20 protein-coding genes and 1 pseudogene are annotated in these 25473 nt (G+C 31.8%); 4 read left to right on the top strand and 17 right to left on the bottom strand.

The window, feature by feature from the left end:
• Positions 1–36: 36 nt before the first annotated feature.
• The 8 genes from purD to CUEA01_RS09460 form a co-directional block, all read right to left on the bottom strand.
• Positions 37–1287 carry a phosphoribosylamine--glycine ligase gene (gene purD, locus CUEA01_RS09425; protein WP_234121386.1) on the bottom strand — a complete coding sequence of 417 codons (1251 nt, stop codon included), beginning with the start codon at positions 1285–1287 and terminating at the stop codon, positions 37–39.
• 16 nt (positions 1288–1303) lie between these two features.
• A complete protein-coding gene (purH, locus tag CUEA01_RS09430; RefSeq protein ID WP_234121387.1) occupies positions 1304–2803 on the bottom strand; it encodes a bifunctional phosphoribosylaminoimidazolecarboxamide formyltransferase/IMP cyclohydrolase in 1500 nt (499 codons plus the stop codon).
• A gap of 118 nt (positions 2804–2921) precedes the next feature.
• On the bottom strand, positions 2922–3536 hold the full coding sequence (purN, locus tag CUEA01_RS09435) for a phosphoribosylglycinamide formyltransferase (protein ID WP_234121388.1): 615 nt from the start codon (positions 3534–3536) through the stop codon (positions 2922–2924).
• Entirely contained in the window at positions 3524–4522 is a 999-nt protein-coding gene (gene purM / locus CUEA01_RS09440) for a phosphoribosylformylglycinamidine cyclo-ligase (RefSeq protein WP_234122160.1), read from the bottom strand. Before purM ends, purN begins: the two co-directional genes overlap by 13 nt.
• Before the next feature lie 22 nt (positions 4523–4544).
• The gene (gene purF, locus CUEA01_RS09445) at positions 4545–5972 is read right to left on the bottom strand and encodes an amidophosphoribosyltransferase (protein ID WP_234121389.1); all 1428 of its coding nucleotides are present in this window, start codon (positions 5970–5972) and stop codon (positions 4545–4547) included.
• 389 nt (positions 5973–6361) lie between these two features.
• Positions 6362–7069 (bottom strand): phosphoribosylaminoimidazolesuccinocarboxamide synthase, encoded by a 708-nt coding sequence (gene purC, locus CUEA01_RS09450; RefSeq protein ID WP_234121390.1) that lies wholly within the window; start codon positions 7067–7069, stop codon positions 6362–6364.
• Between the two features lies 1 nt (position 7070).
• Positions 7071–7568, bottom strand: a complete 498-nt coding sequence (gene purE, locus CUEA01_RS09455; RefSeq protein WP_329603991.1) for a 5-(carboxyamino)imidazole ribonucleotide mutase — start codon at positions 7566–7568, stop codon at positions 7071–7073.
• A 567-nt stretch (positions 7569–8135) separates the two neighbouring features.
• Positions 8136–8597: a chemotaxis protein CheX gene (locus CUEA01_RS09460; RefSeq protein WP_234121392.1), complete on the bottom strand. Its 462-nt coding sequence runs from the start codon at positions 8595–8597 to the stop codon at positions 8136–8138.
• A gap of 446 nt (positions 8598–9043) precedes the next feature.
• Between CUEA01_RS09460 and CUEA01_RS09465 the strand changes: the two genes are divergently transcribed.
• Positions 9044–9292 (top strand): hypothetical protein, encoded by a 249-nt coding sequence (locus CUEA01_RS09465; RefSeq protein WP_234121393.1) that lies wholly within the window; start codon positions 9044–9046, stop codon positions 9290–9292.
• 378 nt (positions 9293–9670) lie between these two features.
• Here CUEA01_RS09465 and CUEA01_RS09470 read toward each other — a convergent pair whose 3' ends face one another.
• A complete protein-coding gene (locus CUEA01_RS09470; protein WP_234121394.1) occupies positions 9671–10102 on the bottom strand; it encodes a hypothetical protein in 432 nt (143 codons plus the stop codon).
• A gap of 420 nt (positions 10103–10522) precedes the next feature.
• On the bottom strand, positions 10523–10720 hold the full coding sequence (locus tag CUEA01_RS09475) for a hypothetical protein (protein ID WP_407929251.1): 198 nt from the start codon (positions 10718–10720) through the stop codon (positions 10523–10525).
• A gap of 320 nt (positions 10721–11040) precedes the next feature.
• Between CUEA01_RS09475 and CUEA01_RS09480 the strand changes: the two genes are divergently transcribed.
• A complete protein-coding gene (locus CUEA01_RS09480) occupies positions 11041–11280 on the top strand; it encodes an alpha/beta-type small acid-soluble spore protein (RefSeq protein WP_234121396.1) in 240 nt (79 codons plus the stop codon).
• A 340-nt stretch (positions 11281–11620) separates the two neighbouring features.
• Positions 11621–13672, top strand: a complete 2052-nt coding sequence (locus CUEA01_RS09485) for a beta-galactosidase (RefSeq protein WP_234121397.1) — start codon at positions 11621–11623, stop codon at positions 13670–13672.
• A gap of 290 nt (positions 13673–13962) precedes the next feature.
• On the opposite strand, the pseudogene CUEA01_RS25340 reads toward CUEA01_RS09485, so the two are convergent.
• The 7 genes and pseudogenes from CUEA01_RS25340 to CUEA01_RS09520 form a co-directional block, all read right to left on the bottom strand.
• Positions 13963–15170, bottom strand: a pseudogene (locus CUEA01_RS25340) (IS110 family RNA-guided transposase).
• Positions 15171–16033: 863 nt separating this feature from the next.
• Positions 16034–18913 carry a glycosyl hydrolase 53 family protein gene (locus CUEA01_RS09495; protein ID WP_234121398.1) on the bottom strand — a complete coding sequence of 960 codons (2880 nt, stop codon included), beginning with the start codon at positions 18911–18913 and terminating at the stop codon, positions 16034–16036.
• A 22-nt stretch (positions 18914–18935) separates the two neighbouring features.
• Positions 18936–19961: a glycoside hydrolase family 53 protein gene (locus CUEA01_RS09500; protein ID WP_234121399.1), complete on the bottom strand. Its 1026-nt coding sequence runs from the start codon at positions 19959–19961 to the stop codon at positions 18936–18938.
• Between the two features lie 114 nt (positions 19962–20075).
• Positions 20076–20930: a sugar ABC transporter permease gene (locus tag CUEA01_RS09505; protein WP_234121400.1), complete on the bottom strand. Its 855-nt coding sequence runs from the start codon at positions 20928–20930 to the stop codon at positions 20076–20078.
• Between the two features lies 1 nt (position 20931).
• Positions 20932–21876, bottom strand: coding sequence for a carbohydrate ABC transporter permease (locus tag CUEA01_RS09510; RefSeq protein WP_234121401.1), 945 nt, complete (start codon positions 21874–21876; stop codon positions 20932–20934).
• Positions 21877–21936: 60 nt separating this feature from the next.
• Positions 21937–23136: a sugar ABC transporter substrate-binding protein gene (locus CUEA01_RS09515; RefSeq protein WP_234121402.1), complete on the bottom strand. Its 1200-nt coding sequence runs from the start codon at positions 23134–23136 to the stop codon at positions 21937–21939.
• Between the two features lie 641 nt (positions 23137–23777).
• Entirely contained in the window at positions 23778–24107 is a 330-nt protein-coding gene (locus tag CUEA01_RS09520) for a hypothetical protein (RefSeq protein WP_234121403.1), read from the bottom strand.
• A 349-nt stretch (positions 24108–24456) separates the two neighbouring features.
• On the opposite strand from CUEA01_RS09520, the gene CUEA01_RS09525 reads away from it, so the two are divergent.
• Positions 24457–25380 (top strand): metallophosphoesterase family protein, encoded by a 924-nt coding sequence (locus CUEA01_RS09525; RefSeq protein ID WP_234121404.1) that lies wholly within the window; start codon positions 24457–24459, stop codon positions 25378–25380.
• Positions 25381–25473 lie beyond the last annotated feature (93 nt).

The raw sequence follows: 25473 nt of genomic DNA on the forward strand, positions 1-25473 counted from the left end.
AAGCCGTAGGTTCAACCCTACAGCTTTTTTTGATTTCTAACGTGCTTTTCCTATATCTTTTCTATAGTAAATGCCATCAAATTTAACTTTATTTATATCTGCATACGCTTTTTCAATTGCTTCCTCTAGAGAATTTCCTCTTGCTGAAGCACAAAGCACTCTACCACCGTTAGTCTTATAAACTCCATTTTCAAGTGATACTCCTGCACAGAATACTTTATTATCTACATCTTCAATTCCTGTGATTTCAAATCCAGTAGGATATTTACCTGGATATCCTTTAGAAGCTGCAACAACACAGCAAGCATTTCCATCGTGCCATTTCAAATCAAATTCTGTAAGCTTCTTTGAAAGTGCTGCTTCTATTAAATCTACTAAATCACTCTCCATTAAGCAAAGCACTGCTTGAGTTTCTGGATCTCCCATTCTAACATTGTATTCAAGAAGATATACTCCCTTTTCTGTTATCATTATTCCAAAGAAAATTATACCTGTGAAATCCATTTTTTCTTCTTGTATACCATGAAGTGTAGCCTTTAAAATTTCTTCATTAAAGCTCTCTAGAACTTCTTTTGTGCAATATGGATTTGGTGCTATTGCTCCCATACCACCTGTATTAGGTCCCTTATTGTCGTCAAAAATTTGTTTGTGATCTTTAGAAGATACAAATGGAAGTATAGTTGTACCATCTGTTATTGAAAGTATTGAAGCTTCAACACCTCTTAAGAATTCTTCAATGACAACTTTTTTGCCTGAACCTTTAAATACATCATCAACCATGAAGGATTTAATTGTTTCTTCTGCTTCCTCATATTTTTCACAAATTACAACACCTTTTCCAGCTGCCAAACCATCTGCTTTTATTACTATGGGATATGAACAAGTTTTCAAATAATCTATAGAAGCTTCAGCATTTTCAAAAACTGCATATTCTGCTGTTTTTACATTATACTTTTTCATGAAATCCTTTGAAAAAGACTTGCTGCCTTCAAGCCCAGCTGCATATTTACTTGGTCCAAATATTTTAAGTCCTTCTTTTTTAAATTCATCTACTATTCCGTCTACTAGTGGTACTTCTGGGCCTACTACTGTAAGCTCTATTTTATTTTCTTTAGCAAATTTTAAAAGTTCATCTATTTTGTTTAAGTTTACATTTTCACATTTATCTTCTTTAGCTGTTCCGCCATTTCCTGGTGCGCAGTATATCTTTTCAACTTTTGAATTCTGTGCCATTTTCCATGCAAGTGCATGCTCTCTACCACCTGAGCCTATTAGTAATATATTCATAATAAACCTCCAATTCCTAGTGTTTAAAGTGTCTTACTCCAGTCATAACCATTGAAATTCCATGCTTATTGCAGCCATCTATTGATTCTTGATCTCTTAAAGAACCACCTGGTTGAACTATTGCTTTTATTCCGTGTTTTGCAGCTTCTTCTACTATATCGCCAAATGGAAAGAAAGCATCTGAAGCAAGCACTGTTGCCCCTTCTCCTCTTTCCATAGCATCCTTTGCAGGCCATATTCTGTTAACCTGACCGCCGCCAATTCCTACTGCTGCTCCATTTTTTACAACGACAATTGCATTTGATTTTACGTATTTTACAACTTTCATTCCGAAAATCATTTCTTTCATTTCCTGATCTGTTGGAGCTTTTTCAGTAACAACTTTCATTTCATCTATTAACTTTTCATCAGCACTTTGAACTAAAATTGCACCATCAACCTTTGCAAGTTCAAATTTATCTGAAGGTTTCTTTAAGGCTTTTATAACTCTTAAATTCTTTTTAGCTTTAAAAACTTCAAGAGCATCTTCTGTAAAATCTGGTGCTATAACTATTTCAAGGAAGATTTTTGCCATTTCTGTAGCAGCTTCCTTATCAACAGTTTTATTTAATGCAACTATTCCTCCAAATATTGAAGTTGAATCACAATCAAAAGCCTTTTTGTATGCTTCAAATGGAGTTTCTCCCATAGCAACACCGCATGGAGTATTATGTTTTAATGCACAGCATACTAATTCTTCAAATTCATTTACTACCTTCCAAGCTATATCCATATCTTTTATGTTATTGTAAGAAAGTTCTTTACCATTAAGTTGCTCAAAATCCTTCATTGCTCCACTTCCAGTTGCTGCTTCATAAACAGCTGCTGTTTGGTGAGGATTTTCTCCGTATCTTAAATCCATTCTCTTTTTGTATGGAAGAGTTAAGTATTCTGGATATTCATCTTCAAGAAGGAATCTGCTTATTGCACCATCATAAGCTGACATTAAGTTAAATACCTTTCCTGCAAATTTTCTCTTTGATTTATAATCAACTTCTCCATTAGTTTCAATTTGATCCATTACGTCTTTATAATCATTAACATCAGTTAAAACAACTACATCTTGAAAGTTTTTTGCAGCTGCCCTTATCATTGTAGGACCGCCTATATCTATAAATTCAACTTTTTCTTCAAAAGTAATATCCGCATCCACTTTATCAAAGAAAGGATATAAATTAACAACCACCATATCTATTGGTTTTATTCCTTTTGCTTCGATAGCCTTCATGTGTTCTTCATTTTCTCTTATAGCTAAAATTCCACCGTGTATAAATGGGTGAAGTGTTTTTACTCTTCCATCAAGCATTTCATCAAAGCCTGTTACATCTGATACTTCAACAACAGGAATTCCATTTTCTTTTAGATACTTGAAAGTTCCTCCTGTAGATATTATTTCAACACCTTTTTTATTTAAAAATTGTGCAAGTTCTAAAACTCCATTTTTATTAAAAACACTTATTAATGCTCTCTTTAACATATTCTACTTCCTTTCATTATAGATAAACCATTTCAACTACCAAAATTAATTTGCATCATAATGCCTAGAAGACGGCATTTTGATGCAAATTAATTTTACTGTTTCAAGTGGTATATCTTTATTTAGTGATTTTTACGTGTCTGCCTTCTTTCATAACTTTTCCCTCTGACAAAAGCTTTACTGCCATAGGAAGAAGCTTGTGCTCTTCAACTAATATTCTTTTTTGAAGAGCTTCAGCAGTATCATCATCTAAAACTTCTACTGCTTTTTGAAGTATTATAGCTCCAGTATCTGTACCTTCATCAACAAAATGAACTGTGCAGCCTGAAATTTTAACTCCATATTCCAAAGCTTTTTCATGAACTTTCAAACCATACATTCCATTTCCGCAAAAAGAAGGAATAAGTGAAGGATGTATATTTATTATTTTGCCATTAAATTCGTGAATTAAATCTCCCTTTAATATTGATAAAAAACCTGCAAGAACTATTAAATCTACTTTACCCCTAAGTAAATTTAATACTTCATCTGAAACTGTTCCCTTATATTCTTTTCTATCAAAAACATAAGTTTTTATTCCATGTTTTTCTGCTCTTTCTATTCCGTAAGCCCCTTTTTTATCGCTTATGACAGCCACAATTTCCGTATTCGTTATTTCTTTATTTTCAACCGCATCGATAATTGACTGAAGATCTGTTCCACCGCCGGAAATTAGAACAGCTATTTTAAACATACACCATTACCTCCAGCTTTCACAGTTCCCATTTTATAAGCCTTTTCATCCATATTCTTAAGTTCAGAAAGTACCTTGTCAGCTTCTTCTTTTGCTACACATAAAACAAAACCAATTCCCATGTTGTATGTATTAAACATGTGATCTTCATCTACACCAAGTGACATTAAATGCTTAAATATTTCTGGAACTTCAAAACTATTTTTATCAATTTCAGCTGTAAAATCACCCTTAAACATTCTTGGTATGTTTTCATAAAAACCGCCGCCAGTTATATGAGCCATTCCTCTGATTTCAAATTTTTCTAAAAGTTTAAGAACTGGCTTAACATATATTCTAGTAGGAGTTAAAAGAACTTCGCCCATTTTCTTTCCGTTAAAATCTTGATCTAAATCTGTTATAAGTTTTCTAACTAAAGAATAACCATTACTGTGGATTCCAGATGAAGCAATTCCTATAAGCACATCGCCATCTTGAATTTTACTTCCATCTATTATTTTAGCTTTATCAACTATTCCTACAGCAAAACCAGCTAAATCATATTCTCCCTCATCGTAGAAGCCTGGCATTTCTGCTGTTTCTCCTCCAATTAGCGCACATCCAGCATCCTCGCAGCCTGCTGAAACACCTTTAACAAGATCTGCCGCTACATCAGCTTCAAGTTTTCCACAAGCAATGTAATCAAGAAAAAATATTGGTTTTGCGCCATGGCATAATATGTCATTTACACACATAGCTGTACAATCTATTCCTACAGTATCATATTTCTTAGTTTTAAAGGCAACAGCAAGTTTTGTTCCTACACCATCAGTTCCAGATACTAAAACCGGGTTTTCATAGCCTTTTCCTATTTCAAACATACCTGCAAAGCTTCCTAGATTGTTTATAACTCCTGGTATAAAAGTTTTTGCCGCATATTCTTTCATTAATTTAACGGATTTATAACCTTCTTCAATATTAACTCCACTATCTTTATATGTTACCATTCCTACACAACCTTTCAAAATATTAATCTTCAAGTCTATCTTTTGCTGCTTCCATAGGTGCGGAAACAGGGTAAATTCCACTAAAGCAACCTAAACAGAATTTTTTATCTTTTCCAAGAGTCTTTAAAAGTGCCTCTATACTTAAATATCCAACACTATCAGCACCAATGAAATCACTTATTTCTTCTACAGTTTTGTGTGCTCCTATAAGCTCACTTCTATAAGCAGTGTCTATTCCAAAATAGCATGGAAATTTTACTATTGGTGACGAAACTCTAAAATGTACTTCTTTAGCTCCAGCTTTCCTGATTAAATCTACAAGTTTCTTACTAGTAGTTCCTCTCACTATAGAATCATCTATTAAAACAACCCTTTTTCCTTCTATTAAAGATTTAACTGGGTTTAGTTTTACAGATACAGCTTTTTCTCTTAATTCTTGAGTTGGAGATATAAAAGTTCTTCCAATATACTTGTTTTTTATAAGTCCTAGAGAATATGGTATACCAGAAGCTTTTGAATAACCAAGTGCAGCTGGAATACCTGAATCAGGAACTCCTATTACAATATCCGCTTCAACTGGTGAACTCTTATATAATTCTTCTCCAGCAAGTTCTCTTGATTTATAAACATCAATTCCATCAATTACACTATCTGGTCTTGCAAAATAAATATATTCAAAAGAGCAAGTTTCACATTTTGTTCTTTCTGCAAAATTAATGCTTCTAAGTCCGTCTTTATCAACTATTACAATTTCTCCAGGATTTACGTCACGTACAAATTCAGCTCCAATTGTATCAAGGGCACAGCTTTCTGAACATAAAATATAGCTATCATCAAGTTTTCCAATACAAAGTGGTCTAATACCATTTGGATCTCTAACTCCTATAAGTTTATCCTTTGTAAGTATTACTAGTGCATATGAACCTTTAACTGCCTGAATAGCATCAACAACAGCATTTTCTATTCCTTTTTTGGCACCTCTAGCAATTAAATTAAGTACAACTTCTGTATCTATTGATGTATGAAACATAGTTCCACCGTCTTCAAGTAATTCTCTTATAACATCTGCATTTACTAGGTTTCCGTTATGTGCAATAGCAATAGAACCTAATTTAAAATTACTTATTATAGGTTGAGCATTTAAGGCAGTACTTCCTCCAGTAGTTGAATATCTTACATGACCTATTGCAGAATTTCCAACCATTGAATTTAATATTTCAGTATTAAATACATCTGCTACTAATCCCATTTCCTTGTAAACATCAATTTTACCATCATTACAAACAGCAATGCCCGCACTTTCCTGTCCTCTGTGTTGAAGTGCATATAAGCCGTAATATGTTAATTGTGCTGCATCTATTTTACTAGTGGAAAAAATACCAAAAACTCCGCATTCTTCTTTGAACTTATCCACATCTTCATGTTCTACTGTATACTGAATATTTTTCATGCTTATCTCCTTCTCAAAATTATCTACAATATTATGGATAAACCATTTCAACTATTAAAATTCATTTGCATCATAATGTCTAGAAGCCGACATTTTGATACAAATAAATTTTAAGTTTCAAGGTGGTTTATCTTTACTAAAGTCTAATATAGACTGAAGCACTAAAAAGCATCTTCAGCCTATTTTGTAAGTAAAAAAAACTAGCTCAATTATAAACTATATATTCATCAAAGTACCCAAAACCGGCATTTTGATACAAATTAATTTTGAAGTTTCATAGAGGTTTTCTTTAGATAAACCATTTCAACTACCAAAATCAATTTGCATCATAATGCCCAGAACATGGCATTTTGATACAAATTAATTTTGAAGTTTCAAATGGTTTATCTTTATTTACCGCTTATTCTCTTAAGTATTTCAACATAAGCTTCTTTTACATTACCTAAGTCTCTTCTAAATCTATCTTTATCTAATTTTTCGTTTGTTTTTTCATCCCATAATCTGCAAGTATCAGGGCTTATTTCATCTGCAAGTAAAACTTCTCCATGGAATCTACCAAATTCAATTTTGAAATCTATAAGTTTAATTCCTTGCTTATGGAAGAATTCTTTAAGTACGTCATTTACAGTTGCAGTCATTTCGTAAATTTTCTTTAATTCATCAAAAGTTGAAGCTCCAATTGCTACTGCATGAGTATCATTTATAAGTGGATCTCCAAGAACATCATCTTTGTAGCATATTTCAAAAATTGTTGTTTTAAGTTCAGTTCCTTCTTCAAGTCCAAGTCTTTTAGCCATACTTCCAGCAGCTACATTTCTTACTATAACTTCAAGAGGTACTATTTCAACTTTTTTGCAAAGTTGCTCTCTATCATTTAATTTCTCCTCAAAATGAGTTTTTACTCCATGCTTTTCAAGAAGTTCAAATAACATTGATGTTATCATATTATTAAGAACACCTTTGTCTTCTATTTGTCCCTTCTTTTCTCCGTTAAAAGCTGTAGCATCATCTTTATAATATATTACTACTTTATCCTTATCATCTGTTGCATAAACTTTCTTAGCTTTTCCTTCGTACATTAATTCTTTCTTTTCCATATTAAAATTCCACTCCTTCTTCATTATCCTTTATAAATTTTTCTTTCATGTCTTTTCTGAATTTAACAAGTTTTTCTTTTATTTCTGGATATTTTATAGAAAGTATTTGAACTGCAAGCATTCCTGCATTGTAACTGTTATTTATTCCCACAGTAGCAACTGGTATACTCTTAGGCATTTGAACTATTGAAAATAAAGAATCTAAGCCATCAATAGCTGCATTTATTGGAACTCCGATAACCGGAAGCGTTGTTTGAGATGCAATAACACCTGGTAAATGTGCTGCAAGACCTGCTCCTGCAATAATAGCTTCAAAGCCATTTTCTTCTAACTCTTTTATAACCTCACTTAGTTTTTCTGGTACTCTATGTGCTGATAAAATGTAAGCCTTATATTCTACGCCAAACTCAGTAAGTGCAGTAGCCGCACCTTTCATTTTTTCTGTATCAGACTTACTTCCGAATATTATAGCAACTTTCATGAAGTTTGCCTCCTTAATATATGAAATTTCTTTGTCATTTTAATTTCATGTTAGCATAATATTCTGCATAAGTCAATAACATTAATTAACTTATCATTATGATTGTTCGTGTCATGTCAATTATACGGTGTATTTTTTTCGTTAACGTTCGTATTTTTATTTTAAAATTAGGTTAAACTATTATTTTATAATAAATGGCTATGTTTTAAATAAGTGTGAAAATCAACACTTATTTAGAACATAGCCTAATAAATAAGACTATGGGGTTACTACACTAATGGCATTTAATACGTAATTTATAATTATTGCGAACTAATTTAATCAATTCACAGTTCACAATGCACAATAAAGGATGATTTGCCTTCCTTTCGTCAGGTAAATCTTAAATTTAAATATTATAAGCTCCGCTTAGCACCATAAATGGTGCTATTGCGTAAGCAATAAAAAAATTAAGTTTAAGATTTTCTGTAGCAAGCGGAAGAAAATCATCCTTCATTGTGAATTGTGCATCGTGAATTGTGAATTGATTTAATTCGTAATCTTTAAGATTTGCATATTAAATAATTTTATGCAACAGTCCATAGCCTAAATTATGCATACATCTAATTCCAAAGTACCACCTATATCTAAGGAAAGTGGAACACATATTGTTTGATTTGCGTAATTTGCAGTAGCATGTTCTCTATTAATTTGCATCATTGGAGGTGTTATGTCAATTTTTGTATTTATATCTGAAAAATGGATTCCTGATTGTCCACCTATCATATTACAAATTTCCGAAACTGCACTTGCTGTAATCTCATTAAACTCCGTAACAGGAAATCCTCCCATCATTATTGATGCAATATTCATAGCAGTTTCTCTATCAAACCCCATAACAAAATTTCCCTTTATATCGCCTGTAACTCCTACCGATATAGTTACATCTTTAAGCTGCGTAAAACCCTTTTTAACAAAAAGCTGATTTTTGCTTACGCTGATATTACACACTTGTTTTAAAATATCAATACTTGATACTATAAATGGATTTATATATTCGACTTTCATTTTCCCTTCACCTCTAAAATAATTATGCTTATAGTTTTTTATGTTAGTCTCTTAAGTTTGTTATATTTAAAGATATACCACTTTGAAACTTGAAATTTATTTGTACCAAAATGCCGTCTTCTTAGCATTATGGTGCACATGAATTTCATTAGTTGAACTGGTTTATCTATAATTTTTTGGAGATACCTTAAAATTCTCATAGTAATTTAACTTTATTATATCAGATATTATGTACATATACCATTACATATTAAATACACTTAAATTTTTTTAAAATTTTGTAAACATTTTATTGTTATATAAATATACTATTATAGTGTAATTAAAATTTATGGAGGTTACTTATGGATTCAGAAAATGATATCAGACATGATCATCATGATGATCATGATCACGAATATGAAAACTTTTCATATCCCCAAATGCCTTATATGATGGGGTGCCCTATGATGCAATGTCCTATGATGGGCATGAAAACTCCTCAATGCCCAAATAAAATGAGTGGTTGTCCAATGTCAATGAGCAACTACGGTATGCATATGTCAAAATATGACGATGATGATTCCGATTGGGATGATAGGGATTCCGATGATTACAGACAGCATCATCATCACCATCACAACTACCACTATTATCCATATCCTCATTATCACATGTACTACCATCATAAAAGGCCTTGGTGGATGTACTACTAAAAATAAATCAAGTTGAAAATCCATTAACTTGTAATTTATAAAAAAACAACTTATGCAATACGATTGTTTAATACAAAAATTTAAAATATTGCGAACAAAATCAAAGTACAAAGTATAGAGTACAAAGTACAAAGAAGGATGATTTACCTTTCCTTGCGTCAGCTAAATCTTAAACTTAACTGTTGTCAGCTTTGCTGACAACAGTAATGACGCGATTGCGTAAGCAATCAAAAATAAGTTGTAAGATTTTCTGTAGCAAAGCGGAAGGAAATCATCATTCACTGTACTTTGTACTTTGTACTCTGTACTCTGTACTTTGATTAAAGCTTCGCAATACTTTTAAAATCTGTATTAAATAATAATATTAGATAAGTTCTTTTAATGAGATAATCTAACTAAAAATGCTTTAGCAAACAAAACATGAAATACCACAAGTACTATCAATATTATAGATAAAATCTTGTGAACTTTAACCCATGAACCCCTTGCTCTTTTTTTTATTCCATAGTAATATACACCTAGTATTGCTACAATTATCATAATCAATGCTGCTATGACTCCTGTCACCGATACTTTTCCTTTAGTAAGCATAAGATAAAAATGAATTAATATTGATGCCGTAGCTATTATTCCTGCAATCTTATGGTACTTTACAATGTATTTCATAATGCCCCTATAGGCATTGGTAAACTTATTTTTCCCAATTTTATTAATATATCGTTTATTGATATACTTAACAAAATAATTCAGCAGTGCAAATACATATCCCCATAAGCCAATCCATCCAAATAAATTTGCAAGTTTCCCCATATAATATCCCCCATTCTTAAGTTTTTTTATAATTATACATTATACGCATTTTTTTGTAAATTAGAATTTGTAATGCAGAGTACAGTTAAGGTTGATTTTATGTAATACATGGTCCTTATTATTGTTTCTGTACTACACCAAAATTCCGTAGGCACACTAATATTCTTGATTAATTTATGTATTTGAAATGGAGCACTAGAAATTAATAATACAGGTTCAAGAATCTTAATGGGCTTACGCCTAAGCCTCTGGTATGTGTTCTTTCCTTAAGTCACTGTAATTGCGAAGTAAGAGCGTTTTGGAACGATTTAAATAACATCTTATAAATCTAAGAGCAATATTCTTAGGATTTTAAGAATATTGCTCTTAGATTTATTGATGTTATTTAATGTTCCAGAATGCTCTTACTTCGCAATATTTTTACTTTTCGTACTTATTTAGAAGCTTTTGCAATGTTTGGGCTTGATATGCTGATTCTTCTGCAAACCTTTTAAAAGTCTCATCAACTTCCTTATCATCTACTTTTCCTGAATATTCCTGATAATCCCTTACATTTTCTTGTGCATCAATAAGCTTTTGCTTTATCATATCCTCGGTCGTAAATTTCAAATTTATCACCACCTAAAAATTAGACTTTATTTAAGTTTATTTTATCCCCTACAATATTATTTATTCTGTTAAATTGTAATTTGTCGAGCAGAGTACAGATGACAGAGTACGGAGTACAGTGAATGATGATTTACCTTTCGCTTTGCTTAGGCAAATCTTAAACTTAAATGGTGTCAGCTTCGCTGAGCGCCATATATGACGCAATTGCGCAGCAATAAAGAAAATAAGTTTTCAGATTTTTCATAGTGTTAACGGAGAAAAATCGTCCTTCGTTGTACTCTGTACTTTGTACTCTGAGTTAAATTGTAATTTATCTATAATATACGCATATGATTATTAGAATTGTAAAAACTACTTACATACTCTTTACAAAAGAAGGTGATATTTTGTCTAAAAATCATAAAATATTAGTTCCAGGAGCTAGAAAAGGGTTAGAAAAATTAAAGGAAGAAACATCCGAAGAGCTTTCAGAATTTAATAGCCATAAAGATTCAAAACATCAAATGCTTAACGTTGGTGGAGGAATGGTGAAAAAAATGGTTGAAAGTTTTGAAAAAAAACTAAAATAAGAGCATTAAGCCAAAGTACAAAGCATAAAGTACAGAGTACAAAGAAGGATACACTTGCTATGGGTTTTGGCGTAAGCCCATGTAGATTCTTTAACTTAGTAGAATTACTTTCAATAGCAGTTCTACTGTTGTCAGCAAAGCTAACAACAGTAAGTTTAAGATTTACCTGACGCAAGGAAAGGTAAATCATCATTCTTTGTACTCTGTACTTTGTACTTTGATTTAGTTGCTTTCAAATATTTTTATAGCAACATATTGATTACATCTCTAAATATGTTATAATAGATGATAGAAAAGGTTTTCTTGATTTACTAATAATGATTTTAGAGGTGATATTACAATGATTAACAAATACAAACCAATCAGTAGCAAACTTCCTCACTTTATTCATGGTGGAGATTATAACCCTGATCAATGGCTTGACCATCCAGAAATTTTAGAAGAAGATATTCGTTTAATGAAACTTTCAAAATGTAATGTAATGACTGTAGGAATTTTCTCTTGGGTATCTCTTGAACCAGAAGAAGGTAAATTTAATTTCGAATGGCTAGATGGTGTTATAAACAAGTTATATGAAAACGATATACACGTTCTTTTAGCTACTCCTACTGGTGCAAGACCTGCATGGATGTCTTTTAAATATCCTGAGGTGCTAAGAGTTAGTTCTAATCGAATGAGAAATTCACATGGAGGAAGACATAATCACTGCTATACCTCCCCTATATATAGAGAAAAAACTAGAATAATAAATACTAAACTTGCTGAAAGATATTCTAACCATCCTGGTGTAATAGGATGGCATATAAGTAATGAGTATGGTGGAGATTGCCACTGTCCCCTTTGTGAGGAAGCTTTCAGAAATTGGCTTAAAGAAAAATATAAAACTCTAGATAATTTAAATAAGGCGTGGTGGACTACTTTCTGGAGTCATACATATACAGATTGGTCTCAAATTGAATCTCCTGTTCCTTACGGTGAAGAAGGCGTTCATGGCTTAAATCTAGATTGGAAACGTTTTGTTACTCATCAAACTATCGATTTTTATAAGTGGGAAATTGAACCACTAAGAAAAGCAAATGCTGATTTGCCAATCACTACAAACTTTATGGAAATGTTCTACGGGCTAGATTATTGGAAATTTGCAAAAGAAGTAGATGTAGTTTCTTGGGACAACTATCCTACTTGGCACAATGAAGCCGACGATGTAACTTTAGCTTCAAGAATGTCTATGGTACATGATGTAATGAGATCTTTAAAAGGCGGAAAACCTTTTATGCTTATGGAAAGCACACCAGGAGCAACAAATTGGCAGGCTACAAGCAAATTAAAAAAACCAGGAATGCATTTACTATCCTCAATGCAGGCAGTAGCCCATGGTTCTGACACAGTACAATATTTCCAATGGAGAAAGAGCAGAGGCTCTAGTGAAAAATTTCACGGCGCTGTAGTAGATCACTGCGGTCATGAAAACACAAGAGTGTTTAGAGATGTTACAGATGTTGGTACAACACTTACAAAATTGGATGAGATTTTGGGTACTTCTGTTAATCCTGATGTAGCAATAATATTTGATTGGGAAAACTGGTGGGCAATAGATGATGCTCAAGGTCCAAGAAATTGTGGCATTAAATATAAAGAAACTATAGAACAACACTACAAAGCTTTCTGGAAAAAAGGTATTCCTGTTGATGTTATAAATATGGATTGTGATTTTTCTAAGTACAAGCTTGTCGTTGCACCTATGCTTTATATGGTAAGACCAGGTGTTGGCGAGAGACTTGAAAACTTTGTTAAAAATGGTGGTACGCTGGTTTCTACTTACTGGTCTGGCATTGCAGACGAAACTGATTTATGTTTTCTTGGAGGTTTCCCAGGTCCATTAAGAAAAGTTCTAGGGATATGGTCTGAAGAAATAGATTCTCTTACAGACGACCAGCGCAATACAATAAACTTTAACAATTCAAATGAACTTAAGGGTGAATTTGAAGCAATAGAACTTTGTGATTTGATACATACTGAAACAGCTGAAAGTCTTGCTGTTTATGGTGATGATTTTTACAAAGGGAGACCAGCAGTAACTGTTAATAACTTTGGATCTGGAAAGGCTTACTACATTGCTGCAAGAACTAAAGAAGATTTCAATGATACATTTTATACTTATTTAAATAATACCCTAAGCTTAAAACACGCAATTACTACCGAATTACCTTATGGTGTGACTGCACAATTAAGAACTAATGGAGAAAATGACTATATATTCTTAATGAATTTTAATAATGCTACTACAAAAATTGAACTTGATGATTGCAGTTATTATGACATTCTTTCAAAAGAAAAAGTTGATAAAACAATCACTCTAGCTCCATATGGACTTGCTATACTAAAAAAATAATTAAAGATTGCGAACAAAGGTGTAGTGCAAAATCAAATAGCCTTTGGTAGGTGTAGAAAAATGATGTTAGTGAATAGCATCTTAAAATCTTAAATAAAATTAATAAAACTAAGCAGCAAATTTTCTAATCCTTAAGAGCTTTAGATAACTCGCAAAAAGACGCTCAAACCTGCTAAGTAAAGTCAAGTGTTTTTCTTAAAAAAATTTTAAAAATTTTTTTAAGAAAATAGGGTAACTTTAATAAAACCTTCTTATAGAAGATTTTTTAAAGTGCCCTATTTTTATATTTTTTAGTTTTTTAAAACTTCTGAAACCCTAGCATAATATATCCTCAAAAATTTATTTAGTCCTGCTATTTTAGCTTGTTTCTTTGCTTTACCTTCTGATTCTTTTTTTATTATATAGTCATATACTGCTGTGTCTTTAGTAGGAACTCTGCATTTTATGCTTTTCATTATCTCATAACCTGTTTTTCTCAGATATCGAGATCCTCGCTTGGATATTTTTCGATCGTTACCGTTAAAATTTCCAGATTGATAAGGAGGAGCATCTATTCCTGAATAAGCCACAAGAGCTTTTGAACTGTAATACTTTCTTACGTCACCTACTTCTGCAATAATTCTTGGTGCTAATTTTTCTCCTACACCATTCATGTTCAAAACAACATCGTATTCTGGCAATAACTTGGCAAGTTCCTTCATTCGTGATAATATTAGATTCAAGGATATTCCAATGGAATGGATTCCTTTGATAGTCTCTGAGGTGATCATTTTTGTGCTTGACATCTTAGAAGGCATAGTTGGGATACTATTTTTAGCGAGAATATATATATCATGAGCTTTATTCTCACTAAATTGGTATCCTTCTTTTTTTGACCATTTTTTATAGCTTTCAGTAAACTTATTTTCACTTAACTTAACTTAACAATATTGTCATAATGCCAATACTTTTGTACAAAGTCTGATAACTTATCTTTTGCAAAACTAGTTGAGTTTGAAGCTAAGAGTCCTGCAATACCTGGCATAGTTTTGTCTAAAAGATTTGAAAGCATTACTTTAAGTTTTATCCTTAAGGACATAAATTGAAAATATTGTCTTGAAAGAGTTTTGAGTTCATAATATATATCTTCTTCTACTTTATAATTGGTTAGTTCATACCAATTATCCAATCCAAACTTTGATATTTTTTTAGAGTCTAATTTATCTGTTTTACCTTTTCTAAGAGATATACTTGCATATTTTTTCATAAGCATAGGGTTAACAACGCAAACAAAAATACCCCTTTCTTGTAGATACGACAATACTGGAATATGATAGTGTCCTGTTGCTTCTAAAACTACCTTACTTTCTTCATCAAAACTTATAATTTTGTCAGCTAATTTTCCTAGATCTTCTAAAGTGTGTTTAACTTCAAAAGGTTTCTCCACAATTTCACCGTGTAATTTACGAATACAAACTGTACTTTTGCCTTTTGAAATATCTATCCCAATGCTAATCATAATATCAACTCCTTTGTTAAAAATTTTGTCCATCCACTTATTACTACTCATTTTTGTTCGTTACGCGGAAGCTAATTATAGTTCCAACCTGCTTAATCGAATATCCATAATAAGCAATGGGTGATAGTTTGAGCTACGGAAGTAAAATTCCAACAAATTGAATCATCAGCCCATTTCTTATTATAATAAAAATAAGTGCAGATTACTTAATCAAATGAGATTAAGTATCTACACTTATAGTACAAGACAATCTAAAGCTCTAAAGGCTTAAAAAATTTTCCACTAAGTTTTATACAATTTTATTTAAAATATTTTTTCAATGCTATTCCCTAACATCATTTTTTCCTCCGCCTACCAAAGGCTATTTGATTAATCCACTATCTCTTTGTTTCACAATATATAATTATTTTCTAACAACTTAATACAGTAATTATAAGTTACGTACTAAATATTTTGAAATAGCTATTGATATCTTGTATAATTATTCTTAATAAAAATATTACAAATATACCAGTTAACCAGTTATTAAACAGAGGACTAAATGAGAGTAATAGAAGCAATAAATCTAAGAGGAATATCCTTAAAATCCTAAGAACTTTCAATAACTAACTACCGTTCAAACAAATTGAAAGTTCTAAGCCTTTTAAGAATATTCCTCTAAGATTTATAAGCTGTTATTTAAATCGTTCCAAAACGCTCTTATTTCACAATTACAGTGGTTTAATGAAAAAATTCCTCCGTTCCTACGGAATTTTAAGATAAAAACAAGAAATACTACAATTGCGCAAGCAATCAAAAAAATAAGTTTTAAGATTTTCTTTAGCAAAGCGGAAGAAAATCATCCTTCACTGTACTTTGAAAAATTACTTTACAATTCTCTTTCTTCTAATTTTTTTACTTAAAGTAACTATAGCGCCTCCTAAAGCAATACAAATCATTCCAAGTTCAGCAAGTACACTAAAATCTACACTTGAACCTGTTTTAGGAAGGGTTCCTAGGTTTTTATTTATGCTACCAGTAGAAGTAGATGTATTTACAGTTTGTGCCGGATTGGCTCCGTTTACAGCACTTCCTCCTTGATTCTGATTAGCTGATGTCGTTGTTGATGATATAGGTGATGGTACTACTATTAAGTCACCTGTTTTTTCAAGATCTACACCATCTAAATCCCACCAAGTATTTGGAAGTGCATTGACATTCATTCCTACTGTACATTTTCCATTAGTTACTTTAATATTACCTATAGTAACTTGTGTCCAAGAGCTATATTTTGATACATCTAATGTAAGGTCTTTATCTCCAAAACCACTTGCAAAAAGTTTTACATCACTTATGCCATCTCCAGAACCTACTACCCAGGCTTTTAAAGTATATATACCATTTGGAAGATTATTAACCGTTTGGCTAACCTTATAATTAAATGCTGATTTGTTCCATGAATTTAATGTATACTTTCCTCCATCTCCTGTCCATGAATCCATTTTTACCGTACCATCATTAGCATTGTCACCTGTTATTTGCCAACCTGAGGTATCTCCTGTTTCAAAGCCTCCATTTTGCAATACATTATTTGACATTTTTATAGTAGCTACTGCCTTTACATCTGTACCGTCAACAGTTCCGTTTATATTAAAGGTTCCTGCTTTTGCATAATCTGAAGCTGATATTTTATCCCAAGTAACATTTTTTGTTTGAGTACTTCCATCGCTATAAGAAACATCAACTGTAGCTGGTAACTTCGAAGTTGGATCAGTACCCACAACTCCTTCGACATATGGCTGCTTAATACTAGTTACTGTTGTATTTGTTACCCTTGAAAACTCAACGCCATCTAAATCCCACCAAGTATTTGCAGCTGCATCAACATTCATTCCAACTGTACATTTTCCATTAGTTACATTTATATTTCCTAAAGTAACCTGTGTCCAAGAACTATACTTTGATACATCTAAAGTCGTATCCTTATCGCCAAAGCCGCTTGCAAAGAGTTTTACATTGCTTTTGCCATCACCTGAGCCTACTACCCACGCTTTTAAAACATAAGTGCCATTAGGTATATTTTCAAAGCTTTGACTAACATTATACTTTAAAGGTGTAGCTTTCCAAGAATTTAAAGTATACTTGCCCCCATCTGCCGTCCAAGAATCCATCTTTATTACGCCATCGTTAGCATCATCACCTGTTATTTGCCAACCTGAGGTATCTCCTGTTTCAAAACCTCCATTTTGCATTAAATTGCTTGACATTTTAACATCTGCTGCTGCTTTTACAGTTGTGCCATCAACAGTTCCACTTACAGTAAAGGTTCCCTCTTTTCCATAATCAGAAGCTGATATTTTATCCCATGCAACATTTTCACTTTTCATAGTTCCATCACTATAAACAACAGTGACTGTGGAAGGTAACTTTGAAGTCGGATCACTTCCAACAAAACCATCTATACTTACCTTAGGAATACTTATTACAATTGGATCAACTGTTGCACTGCTGCTAACTTGATTGAATACATCTAAAGAAGGAAGTGCATTACCCTTAAAATCAAACATAGCCTGATTTTCCCACGCATTGCCTTGTCCAGATATCCAGCCTGCTCCTTTCACAGGAATCCAATCTCCTTCCCAATAAAACACACCTAAACCTCTGTTATTTGGAAGCTGCGCCATTACATTCATCATTGTTCTAACTTCAGTTGCTTGCCCTTGAACTGTAGCAGGAAAGACTCCAGCCAATTCCTGTGCTGGTCCAAAATTATTTGCAAACCCATCACTGTCATCGTTTGTAAAAGCATATGCAGTTTCAGCTATAACAAACTGCTTTGAAGGATATCTAACGCTTAATTTATTTACATTATCTTGAAGGCTCTGTACTGAACCATGCCAATATGGATAAAATGAAAGTCCAATAACATCAAAATCTACATTTCTTTGTGTCATTGCATCAAAGAAATTTGTAAAACCTTCATTGTCTCCACCCTTAGCTAAATGAAGCACTATTTTAATTTTATTATTGCTGTCTTGTACTTCTCTTACAGCCTTTGATCCACTGTTTAATAATCTAGCCAATTCATCATATCCACCAGAATTTGTTCCTGTAATTTGACCATCTGGCCATAACATTCCGCCATTAATCTCATTACCTATTTGAACCATATCAGGCAGTGCATTATTATTTTTTAATGTTGTAAGAGTATCTTTCGTAAAGTTGTATACATCATTTTCTAAAGCAGTATAGCTTCCTGTTGCTTCTTTTGTGTCTTTTGTCCATGCCGATGGTATTGTTTGAGTTCCTGCATCTGCCCAGGTATCGCTATAATGGAAATCCAGTAGAACTTTTAAACCTAATGCTTTTGCTCTAGCAGCTAAATTAATTGTTGTGTCCAAATTGTTTTCTCCACCAGCACCAGTTGGGTTATTCCATATTCTTAATCTAACCCAATTTACTCCATGTGCCTTTAAAATCTTTAAACAATCCTCAGACTTTGGATTTCCATTTGCATCAAACAAATTATCGTAATATTTTCCACCATCATCTTCTATTTCTTTTAACATAGAAACATCCATACCTTTTATAAAATCTGGAGATAAATTTTTTATTGGGGGAATATTTATTTTTGTACTCTGCAATTGCGAAGTATAATTTGTTACTGCATCAGCTTTTACATTTATAGAATTACTGCAAAAAGCCGATACTGGCATAGTTAGTGTCGCCGCTAAAGTTATACATAAAATTTTTTTCTTAATCATTTTAATATCTCTCCCTTATTCTTTAGTAAGCATTCATAGCACTTGTTGGTTCTTCTGTGGAAGGATTTGTAGCACCCATAGTGTAACCGTTCCAATTGTAACATTCTGGTTCCCAATAGAATATTCCGATTCCTCCAACAGAAATTACATTTGCTTTAAGTTGACTAAGGAATTTAGAAGCATTTACAGGGTCATTAGAATCAAAACCTGCTTCAGAAATAACTACATTTTTTCCATATCTCGATTCCATATCCTTCATATTAGCTAAGCATTCATTATTGTATGTTACATAGTTGCTTGAGTTTGGATAAAGTGACATTCCTATAACATCCCACTTTCCACCAGCAGCTTTAAGCCCATCGAAAAACCATCTAAACGTTGCATTATCATAGCCATTAGCTAAATGTACAATACATTGAGTTGAACTGTTTACAGCTTTAACAGCATTGTATCCAGAATTAATTATCCAAGCTACATTAGAAAAACCATTAGAAGTGTTCCCAAGTGGCCATATTAAGCCTGAGTTAATTTCATTTCCTATTTGCACCCATGTAGGTGTAACTCCAGCATTCTTCATGTCTGTCATAACCTTATAGGTATAATTATATACTTGTGTACCTAATTCATTCATTGTAGTATAACTGGACCATGCAGCGGGTATAGTTTGATGCCCTGGATCTGCCCAAGTGTCACTATAATGAAAATCTAGCATTATAGCAGCTCCTATAGCTTTTGCACGTTTTGCCATTTGAATCACTTGATTCTCATTGCAACCACCATTATAAGGATCATTTGATGGATTTACCCAAAGTCTCAATCTAACAGCTGTAACTCCTAACCCCTTCATAACAGTCATTTCATCTTGCTTAACACCAGCTGAATTTTTAAAAGTATAACCTTTTGCTTCCATAGCTGGCAGCCAACTTAAATCCACTCCCTTATAATAAGTACCTGCTTTAACTTGTTTTGGTATAAACATTGTTGATGATACTGCCAAAATAAAGGCAGCAGTAGTGGTTGAAATTATAGCTTTTAGTATTTTGTTCATATAAAACATCCCCCTTTATTAAACGTTTACACTTATTTTATAAAAAAATTCATTTATAAAAACATAATCAGATACCAAAACGGTATCCAATTATGATTTATTCCTAATTTAATTTTAGCCTTTTACTGAACCTGCAGTAAGTCCTTTTGCTAAAAACTTTTGGAAACTCATGAATATTATTACGATAGGAAGTGATGCCATTACTGCTGCTGCTGAATATTGAGTCCAGTTAGCAGAGAATTTATCACGTATAAAACTTTGTAAACCTAGAGCAAGCGTATAATTACTTGTATCCTTTAATAACGCACTACTCAATGGGAATTCACTGTATGTTCCTATAAAAGTGAATAAGAAAATTACAATTAACATAGGTCTAGATAATGGAATTATCATGCTCCAGAATATTTTGAAAGGTCCTGCTCCATCTACCATTGCGGCTTCATCAAGTTCTCTTGGAAGTCCATCAATATATCCTTTTAATAACCAAATGTTGAATGCGCTTCCTCCAACAAGTAATAATATAAGTGCTGCAAGGTTATCCATAAATCCTAATTTGTACGCTAATCCGATTATAGCTGGAAGTGTCATCATACTAGGAAACATTTGAAGAATTAGTAACATCATTAAGCCATTTTTTCTAAATTTAAATTTCATTCTTGAAAAGGCATACGCAGCAGTAGTTGTCATTATTAATTGAAGTACAGCAACTATTGAACTAATTATAAGACTGTTCTTTAGCCATATTAAGAAATCTGTATTTTTAAGTACGCTAACATAATTGTCAAATGTAACTGATGCAGGAATAAGTGTTGCTTGGAAAAAGCCTGTACCTTTTGCTAAAGAAGCAGTTACAACGAAAAATATTGGAACAAGAGTTAGTGCAATAAAAAGCCATATGAATAATCGTTTTAGCCATAAATTTCTGAGTTTTCTTTTGTTTATTCTCTTTACATATATCTCTTTACTCAATTTAATCTACCTCCTCAAACATTCCTGATCTTTTCATGTTAATGTAACTGATTGATCCAATGATAATAAATATTATAACACCTAAGGCTGCACCCAAATCGTATCTATTTTGCTGCATAGCTAGCTTATATGTGAAAGATACAAGTATATCAGTATATCCAGCAAAAGCAGAATTTAATCTTACAGGGTTACCATTAGTAATTAAATATGCAATATTAAAGTTATTGAAGTTAACTGCAAAAGAAGAAATAACTAAAGGGAATGTTGATGATGCAAGTGCTGGTAAAGTAATTTTATAAAACTGAGTGAACCAAGAAGCACCATCTATCTCTGCGGCTTCATAATATGTATCAGGAATTGCAGATAGAGCTCCGGTACATACATTCATCATGTATGGGAATGCAAGCCATATATTTACTAATATAAGACCAACTCTAGCCCAAAAAGGATTTGTTAACCAAGGAATATTTTGAGTTATAATATGAAGGGTTCTAAGTAAAACGTTAATTCCTCCATAAGTAGGATTTAATAAACCTTGCCATGTGATAATAGCAATTGTAGCAGGTATTGCCCATGGTATAATAAGCAAACCTTTATATATTTTTGATTCCTTCATATCTGAATCATTTAGTATAATTGCAAGAATTAATCCAACTATAAAAGATCCTAGTGTAGATATTAATGCGAAAATTATTGTCCATCCTAAAACAGGGAAAAACACTGTTTTTAACGGTCCAGTTAAAATAGAAATATAATTGCTAAATCCAACAAGAGAATAATCTTGCATATGATTTATGCTATAGTTTGTAAAAGATATGTAAAAAGTATATAGTACCGGTAGCAAGGTTAAAACAAATATACTAATTAGTGCTGGTGATGAATATACATATGGTCTCACTTTATCATAAAAACTTCTACTATGATTTTGTTTTTTACCAGACTTCATTTCAAATACCTCCTTGTAAATCTAATTATATAAAAGAGAGCATATGCTCTCTTTTATTTATTATTTCTGAGCATCAATAGCAGCTTTTACATCTGATTCTGCTTTTTGAGCATAATTAGCTGGTGTCATTTTTCCTGATGTTAACATATTTAAAGAGTCACTTACTTTCCATATAGCGGATGCTTGTTGTATATTTGGCATTGGAGTACCTACTTTAACTTGATCAACAAATGCTTTTACATTAGGATCTGTACTAACCTTATCTGCTTCTGATGTTAACGCTGGAATTCTATTACCTGTTTTGAATAAAATTTGGCTTGTATTTGCTGCTAAGTATTTCAATAAATCCATAGCTTCTGTTTTATTCTTTGATCTTGCATTTACGAATCCAGTTTGAACACCTACAAATGTTGACATTGGTTTTCCATCAATAGTTGGCATTGGCACTACGGCAAATTTTAAATTGGCTTTTTTAAATCCATCAACATCCCATGGTCCACCAATATAAAATCCAGTTTTACCAGCTTGGAATTGTCCAGTAGCTATATCTCCTTTTATATCAGCTGACATAAATTTATCTTTTTGAACTAAATCTTGAATCATTTGATAACCTTTTATTGCCCCTGCATTTGCTAAGCCTAAATTATTTGAATCAAGAGTACCATTATTATCTTTAAATGTATATCCGCCGTAAGCAGCTATAAATGGATAACTGTAGTACAAATCGTTTACAGAATATTGAAATCCAACTGTTTTAGCTTGCTCTACTAGTTCATCAAATGTTTTTGGTGCTGTTTTTACCTTATCTGTATTATAAAACAATGTAGTTGTTTCTATTGATAATGGAATTGCATATTGTTTTCCATCAAGAGTAACAGCTTTAATTGCAGTTTCTGGATATTTTGATTTATCAAGATCGCTTGATGTAACTTCTTCTAATAATCCAGCTTTTTGGAAAGTTCCTAAGTTATCTTGTGGAACTCCAAACATTACATCTGGTCCTTTGCTACTATTACCAGCTTGTAGGAAATTTGAATATTCACTTGTGTCACATACAACGTTTACTTTGTTTCCTGTTTTCTTTGCCCATTGCTGTGCTATTGGAGTTATTTGCTTTACTTCGGCTTGTGTTAAATGTGACCATACTGTAATAGTTTTTCCTGTCTTGCTACTTCCCGAACTACTTCCGCAACCTGCTAAACTAGATAATGTTACTATACCAACTAAAATCGATGCTAAAAATTTAACTTTTTTATTCATTTCTTTCCCCTCCCAAGTTAGAAAACCTTTTCTCTTTAGAAAACCTTTTCTTTTTACAATCTAATAATATCAAATCTTATTAACTTTTGCAATACGTTTTCATAAATAATTTTAAATTTTATTTTTAAATCAAATTTATATTGCATTGCATAATATGTTAGTTGGCTGTATATCACATTTATCAACTATATTAACAGGTTCTCCTGTATATATATTGCATTCTCTTAAAGCTCAATATTTGCATTTTTTTGATTTTATACCAAACAAAATATATATAAATTAGAAAATTATTTCTATTAAATACATATTTTTCTAATAAAAGCATATAATTTTTTTAAATTTTATTGCATTAATATAATTGATATTGTATGTAATTTAGGTGCAACCTCTTATTTTATCTCATTTGATGTAATTAATACATTTTTATTACATTTAAATAAAATTTATACATATGGTAGAAACTGTTTTCTATAATAATATACATTTTTATATTATAGTATATACTTTTCTGTAATTTATATATAAAGGCTTTGTTTTAAATAAGTTTCAAAAATTATCTGCCAAATGCTTTTGCTAGAAACCCTATAAAACAAAGCCCATATAAAAAAATAATACCTATATTTCTCACATGCTTCTATAAACTATCTAGAAACTATATTTTTTGCTAAATAATATATACTTAGTATTATACATACCACACTTCCCCAAGAAAAAACTAAGCTTTCCAATCCTCCAATTCCTATTAAATGCACCCAAAAAGTAGGACTAATAATCAATTTAAGAACTGCAATTACCAAGGTTATAACGCTTGGAATTGCAATTACTTCCTTTAAAGAAATAGCACAAAGGACTAAAGCTATTGGAACTATGTATCCAGCTCCCCATATTGGTATTATAAATCCAATTATAACTAAAATTAATGATATAATGCTGCAGGTACCTGCATATTCAGCTTGTTTTTCTTCTTTCATAATTCACTCTCCCTTATTAATCAATTGCTTTTCCATCATAAATCGAATGCTGATTTCCCCTCTATTGTCCATCAAAATATTCCCATGTTAGAATAATAACCCAAATAAATAATTATATCAATACTATTACTTAATGTTCTGTAATTTAGATACTTTTATAGTTAAAATGACCAAAGAGCTGCCAAAGGTTATTTGACAGCAAGCCACGACACCTGTAAAATCACAATGTCAAGACCATGTAAAAGTTATTGACTTGTAATTCCTTACAGTTTATTATGTATATAACTAAATAATCATTTAGTGTATTGGTTTAAGTTGTTAATTTATATTTTGAATCGAGGTTGATTTTATGAGATATGCCATCATTTCAGATATTCATGGAAATTACTTTGCTTTAAATGCAGTGTTAGAAGATTGTAAAAAGCAACATATTGATAAATATCTCTTCTTGGGAGATTATTATGGCGAATTCCCAATGCCAAATGAAGTAATATCCAAGATTAAGGAAATTGATAACTCTTACGCTATTAAGGGTAATAAAGAACAAAGATTGGTTGATTATTATTATACTAGTCATGAACAGCGAACAAGTGAGCAACTTGCTCCTTTATTCTGGAATCTGAAAAATATTAATAACAGCAGCTATGAGTATATTGAGAGCCTACCTGAAACGCTGTCTTTTGAAATAGACAATACTAAATTTTTTATGGCTCATTCTCCAAGCCAACATTTTGAATATGGAGTTATTGATAGTATAAGTGGTCTAACATTCATTAATGAATTTGGTATGGATTACACTAATCACTCTGAGTATTTGCATTATATAAAAAATAAAATTCAAACTGATTTGAATTTTATCAATACTTTATCTGACAAAACTGATGGTATCTATTTATTTGGACATTACCATACACAATGGCATACACGAATTAATAATAAATTATTAATAAATCCTGGTTCATGTGGTATGCCAAATGATTTTGATACATCGGCTCCGTATACTGTACTAGATACGAATGGATTTTCTATAATAGAACGGCGTGTACAATATGATATAAAAATGCCTGTACAATTTCTGAAAGAATCTGATTATTATAGGTTTGCACCTTTTTGGTGTAAACTATCAATTATGGAATTTGAAAATGCTAAGGTAACTGCTTTTCTATTTTTAGAATTTGTTGAAGAATTAGCAAAAGCGAGAAATGATACTATTCGTCCATATTCTAATACATTGTGGAGAGAAGCTATTTCATTGTATGAAAAAACGCATTAATTTGACAGCATATTATAAGCAAACAACCATTCACATTACACTTTGACTACGACTTAAGTATCTATTAAAAATTTGCAAAAACAAAGGTATAGT

The organism is Clostridium hydrogenum (assembly GCF_021432385.1).
GTDB lineage: Bacteria > Bacillota > Clostridia > Clostridiales > Clostridiaceae > Clostridium_S > Clostridium_S hydrogenum.